Below are 5603 nucleotides of genomic sequence, written 5' to 3'. Positions count from 1 at the left end.
GCCGCAGGCGATGACGCAATCGTTCATCTGGCGCCGCCCGGCCACGCGCAGCCGCTGGTCGTTGAGAAATGCGCCCTTGCCGCGCTCGGCGGTGTAAAGCTCGTCGGTGGCCGGATTGTAGACCAGCCCCGCGATCAGCACGCCGTCGCGCTGCAGGCCGATCGAGATGCCGAAATGCGGAATGCCGTGCAGGAAATTGGTGGTGCCATCGAGCGGATCGACGATCCAGGTGTGGCTCTTGTCCGTGCCCTCGCGGTTGCCGCCTTCCTCGCCGAAAAAGCCATAGCCGGGGCGCGCCTTGCTGAGATCCTCGTAAATGATTTCCTCGGCGCGCTTGTCGGCGAGGCTGACGAAATTCGCCGGTCCCTTCAGCGACACCTGAAGATTTTCGATCTCGCCGAGATCGCGTTTCAGGCTGCGGCCTGCGCGACGCGCGGCCTTGACCATGACGTTCATGAGGGCGGATTGCAGCATGATTTTCGGCTCGGATGAAGGGTGCGGACTGGGTGCCCTGCGCAGGCCGCTCCGTCAAGGCGTCATTTGACTCCGAGCCATTTGCGGGCGGCGGCCTCCGCCCTGGCGCGCTCTTCAGGCGTTGCCTGCGCCATCGCCTCGTCAAGCATCAGATCGCCCTTGCCGGCGGTTTTCGCCACGATATGCCATTTCAGGCCTTCGACCTTGTCCATCGGCGCTCCCATGCCGGTGACAAGAACGCGGGCGAGACGGTTCTGCGCGATCGCGCTGTTCTGCCGCGCCGCCTTGCGCAGCAGCGACACCGCGGCGGTCTCGTTCTTCTCGGTGCCGGTGCCGTTGAACAGCGCGATGGCGTATTCGACTTCGGCATCGACGTTGCCGGCGAGCGAGGCCGCCTGCAGCAGCCGCACCGACGTGAAGAGATTCTTTTCGACGCCGGTGCCTTCCTTGTAGAAGGTCGCGAGCGCGTATTGCGCCTCCGGGCTGCCGGCGTCGGCGGCGAAGCGCAAGAGTTCGGCGGCGCGTTTGAAGTCCTGCGGCAGCGTCTGCCCGTCCATGTAGAGCAGCGCGAGGTTATAGGCGGCTTTCGGCTCGCCGAGCTTGGCGGAGGAGGCCAGCAGTTTCACCGCAGCCGCCCGGTCGGGCGCTCCGCCGTGCCCGCTGATCTGCAGCATCGCGAGCGCGAACATCGCCTCGCGATCACCAAGGTCGGCTGCGCGCCGGTACCACTCGATCGCCTTGCCGTAGTCGCGCTTGATGCCCAGCGCGTTGGCATAAAGCTCGCCGAGCATGGTCATGGCGGCAGGGTCCTTGTTCTCCTGCGCCCGCTTCATCGCGAGATCGAACGCAGTCTTGTACAGGCCGCGCTGATAGGCGCCGTAGACCATGTCGGCGTTCGGATTGTCGGGCGCGGGAGCATCCGCCTTGTCGTTGGGTGTGGGCGCCGGTTTCGCAGGCGTCGCGGCTTCTTTCGGCGGCGGTGGAGGCTTGACGGACTTCGTCCTGACGCTTTTGCTTGGCCGGGACGGTTCGTCGGTCGGCTGTGGCGTCAACTGGAGCTGCGCCAGTGCGCTTCCCCCGAGCATGAGGACGCACGCGACAATGGCAAGAGCACGGGCAATGGGACGCAGGACGCTCATCCGGCGGCACCTCCCTCCGCCTTCGGTGATGGTGTCGTGCGGCCGTCTTGCAATCCGTGCCCCTGCCGGATCGCCGCGGCGACCTCCGCCAGCGCCGTCTCCGCGCCGCGCGGGTCTTTCCAGACGAACTCGCCGGCAAGGATGAAATCCGCGCCGGATGCGGCGAAGATGCGTGCCTCCTCACAGCTCGCGGCATAGCCGACGCAAGGAGGTTCGAACAGTTCGGCCCACCATTCAAGCCGCTCCGCGATAGCGTCGGTGGAGGGCCGGTCGCCTGCCTCATCCGGCTCGCCGAACAGCACGTAGTCCGCGCCGGCCTCGCCCGCGATCATGGAGTCGTGGCGCGTCGACAGTCCGCCGGACCCGGCGATGCGATCGGGTTTCAGCATCGGCAGCGCTTCCTGCAACGCCGCAATGCCGGTGAGATGCGCGCCGTCGGCGCCTGAGCGCGCGACCAGATCGGCGTGACCATCGAGCAGGAGCGCCGCGCTAGCGGTCTGGATCACTGCGGCCAGCGCCTTGACGCGCGAAATCAGCGTTCGCGGGTCGGACGGCGAAAGCCGCAGCAGCACGGCAGCGACGTCGGCGCTCGCGAGCAGCGCCGGAAGCCGTGCCGCAACTTGCGACGGGTCGTCGATGACGGGCGTTGCGAGATAAAGCCTCGGGGCAAGAGGCGGAGGGGCGGATTTCGCGGACATCAAATGGCGGCCCTTGACAGTCTGCGGGCGAAAGACGGATTTGGCGCGCGGTCTTGAGCACAAACGTCATGCGCCCGCGCATCCATCTTTTCAAAAGGATGGATTGCCGGGTCAAGCCCGGCGACGGCCACAGACGTCGTGTAGGGGCGGGCGACGAATGTCACGCGGCCTTCTTTTCGAGGTCGGCCTTCCACTCGCCTTTGGAAGCAAGGCTGTTCATGTGGGCGCGATGGATGAACGCCTGCTGCCCGGCGGCGACGTTCGCGGCCTTGCCCGCCCACGCCTTCTGCGGCGCAGCCTGCAGCGCGCGGCCATAGGAGAAGGTCAGCTTCCACGGCAGGTTGCCGATCCGGTTCATCGCGTCGAGATGGGCTGTGGCTTCCTCATCGGACTGTCCACCGGACAGGAAGGCGATGCCGGGGACGGCGGCCGGCACGCAGGCTTTCAGCATGCGCACGGTTTTTTCCGCGACGTCCTGCACCGATGCCTGCTTCGCGCAGGTCTTGCCGGATATCGCCATGTTCGGCTTCAGGATCATGCCTTCCAGCGCGACGCGCTGCTTGCGCAACTCCTGGAACGTCACGTTGAGCACCCGCGTCGTGACCTCGAGGCAGCGGTCGATGTCGTGATCTCCGTCCATCAGCACTTCCGGCTCGACGATCGGCACGATCTGGGCGGCCTGGCAGAGCGCGGCATATCGTCCCAGCGCATGGGCGTTGACGCCTACGGCCGTCATGCTCGGGATTCCTCTCGCGTTGATGTCGATCACCGCGCGCCACTTCGCAAAGCGCGCGCCCCGCTCGTAGTATCGCTTCAATCGCTCGGCGAGCCGGTCCAGCCCGACGGTGACGCGTTCGCCGGGGCACGCGGGCAGGGGCTGGGTGCCTTCATCGACCTTGATGCCGGGAATGGCGCCAGCCTGCTCGATCAGCTTGATGAGCGGCGTGCCGTCTTTGGCGTTCTGCCAGATGGTTTCGTCATAAAGAATGACGCCGGAGATGTACTTCGTCATGGCCTCGGTTGAGCGGAACAGCATCTCGCGATAGTCGCGGCGGCTATCCTCGGTGGACGTCACGCCGATCGCGTCGAACCGTTTCGTAATGGTGGGTGAGGACTCGTCGGCGGCGAGAATGCCCTTGCCGGGCACGACCATGGCTTGAGCCACCTTGTTGAGGTCGGCGAGATTCATGCGCGTCTCCTCCTGCCTGCTCTCCTCCGAACGAGAATATCGGATTCAAGGGCATGCGGGCAGGAGAAATGCGGTTTCCCGGCGCTGCAACTCATTTTGCCGCGAGGAGCAGCGTTATTTGGCCCGCAGCACCTCTACGCCCGGCAGCGGCTTGCCTTCCATCCACTCCAGGAAAGCGCCGCCGGCGGTCGAGACGTAGGAGAAGTCACCGGCCACCCCGGCCTGGTTCAGCGCCGCGACCGTATCGCCGCCACCTGCGACGGATACCAGTTTCCCGGCCTTGGTGCGGGCTGCCGCGTGTCGTGCCGCGACCACGGTACCGCGATCGAACGGCGTCAGTTCGAACGCACCCAGCGGGCCGTTCCAGACCAGCGTCGCGGCGTCATCGATCGCGGAATGAACGCGTTCCACCGATTGCGGACCGACGTCGAGAATCATGCCATCGGCCGGGATCGCGTCCAGCCCGTAGGCGTGGGAGGGCGCATTGGCGGCGAAATGGAACGCCACCGTGGCGTCGACCGGCAGGATGATGGCGCAGTTGGCGGCCTGGGCCTTTTCGAGAATGCGCAGCGCGGTCGCGGCGAGGTCCTTTTCCGCCAGTGACTTGCCGACGTTGATGCCCTGGGCGTGCAGGAAGGTGTTGGCCATGCCGCCGCCGATCACCAGCGCATCGACCTTGCTGACGAGGTTTTCCAGAAGATCGATCTTGGTCGAGACCTTCGCGCCGCCGATGATGGCGATGACCGGTTTCGTCGGCGCTTCGAGCGCCTTGTTCAGCGCCTCCAGTTCGGCCTGCATGGTGCGTCCCGCATAGGCCGGAACCTTGTGGCCGAGACCCTCGGTGGAGGCGTGGGCGCGATGCGCGGCCGAGAAGGCGTCGTTGACCCAGATGTCGCCGAGCTTGGCGAGTTCGGCGACGAAGGCCGGATCGTTTTTCTCTTCTTCCTTGTGGAAGCGGGTGTTCTCCAGGCAAAGAATGTCGCCGTTCTTCATCGCGGCGACCGCCTTCTGCGCGACGTCGCCGATGCAATCGTCGGCGAACGCGACCGGCCTGCCGAGCACTTTCGAAAGCTCGGCCGCGACCGGTTTCAGCGAATCCTTGGCGTCGGGCCCCTTGGGCCGGCCGAAATGCGCCAGCAGGATCGCCTTGCCGCCCTTGTCGGCAATTTCCGCGATCGTCGGCGCTATGCGATCCAGCCGGGTGGTGTCGGTGACGCGGCCCTGCTCCATGGGAACGTTGAGATCGACGCGCAGCAGTACGCGCTTTCCGCTTACGTCAACGTCATCGAGGGTACGGAAGGGCTTTGTCATGGCTGGGTATCCCGGACACGGTGCGTGCACGGTGCGCCGCAGAGCCGGGACCGCTACGCAGGAAAAATTGCGGATTGCAAAATTGCGGATTAACGAGCCGGGTCCGCATCGCGGCGCTTGCGCCGCGATGCGTCCGGGACGCGTCGTCTCAGATCAGCTTGGCCATCGCGACCGCGGTGTCGGTCATGCGGTTGGAGAAGCCCCATTCATTATCGTACCACGACAATACGCGCACCAGCGTGCCGTTCTGCACCTTGGTCTGGTCGATGTGGAATGTCGAGGAATGCGGATCGTGGTTGAAGTCGCTGGAGACGTTGGGCTGGTCGGTGGTGCCGAGAATGCCCTTCAGCTCCTGCGAAGCCGCGCGCTTCATCGCCTCGTTGATCTCCTGCGCCGTGGTCGCCTTCTTCGCGATTACCTTGAGATCGACCACCGAGACGTTCGGGGTCGGCACGCGGATGGCGACGCCGTCGAGCTTGCCCTTGAGTTCAGGCAGCACGAGACCGATCGCGCGGGCGGCGCCGGTCGAGGTCGGGACCATCGACAGCGCCGCGGCGCGGCCGCGATAGAGATCCTTGTGCATGGTGTCGAGCGACGGCTGGTCGCCGGTATAGGCGTGGATCGTGGTCATGAAGCCGGTCTCGATGCCAACCAGATCGTTGATGACCTTGGCGACCGGCGCGAGGCAGTTGGTGGTGCAGGAGCCGTTCGAGACGACCAGATGGTCCTTGGTCAGCTTGTCGTGGTTGACGCCGTAGACCACGGTCATGTCGGCGTTCTCGGCCGGAGCCG

At 65.5% G+C, this 5603-nt stretch carries 6 protein-coding genes; all 6 read right to left on the bottom strand.

Annotation, left to right across the window (positions count from 1 at the left end):
- The coding region (locus tag BGO16_RS13200; RefSeq protein ID WP_292619200.1) for an inositol monophosphatase family protein at nt 1-474 on the bottom strand (474 nt) is incomplete at its 3' end.
- 62 nt (nt 475-536) lie between these two features.
- Complete coding sequence (locus tag BGO16_RS13195) at nt 537-1613, bottom strand: tetratricopeptide repeat protein (RefSeq protein ID WP_292619199.1); 1077 nt, start codon at nt 1611-1613, stop codon at nt 537-539.
- Entirely contained in the window at nt 1610-2311 is a 702-nt protein-coding gene (locus BGO16_RS13190; protein ID WP_292619198.1) for a thiamine phosphate synthase, read from the bottom strand. Before BGO16_RS13190 ends, BGO16_RS13195 begins: the two co-directional genes overlap by 4 nt.
- Before the next feature lie 160 nt (nt 2312-2471).
- Complete coding sequence (locus tag BGO16_RS13185) at nt 2472-3500, bottom strand: class I fructose-bisphosphate aldolase (protein ID WP_292619196.1); 1029 nt, start codon at nt 3498-3500, stop codon at nt 2472-2474.
- 114 nt (nt 3501-3614) lie between these two features.
- Nucleotides 3615-4811, bottom strand: a complete 1197-nt coding sequence (locus BGO16_RS13180) for a phosphoglycerate kinase (RefSeq protein ID WP_292619195.1) — start codon at nt 4809-4811, stop codon at nt 3615-3617.
- 148 nt (nt 4812-4959) lie between these two features.
- Nucleotides 4960-5603, bottom strand: a 644-nt coding sequence (locus tag BGO16_RS13175) for a type I glyceraldehyde-3-phosphate dehydrogenase (RefSeq protein WP_292619194.1), incomplete at its 5' end; no start/stop codon positions are given.

It is taken from the genome of Nitrobacter sp. 62-23 (genome assembly GCF_001897285.1).
GTDB lineage: Bacteria > Pseudomonadota > Alphaproteobacteria > Rhizobiales > Xanthobacteraceae > Nitrobacter.
This window is presented reverse-complemented; position numbering and strand designations above follow the sequence as displayed.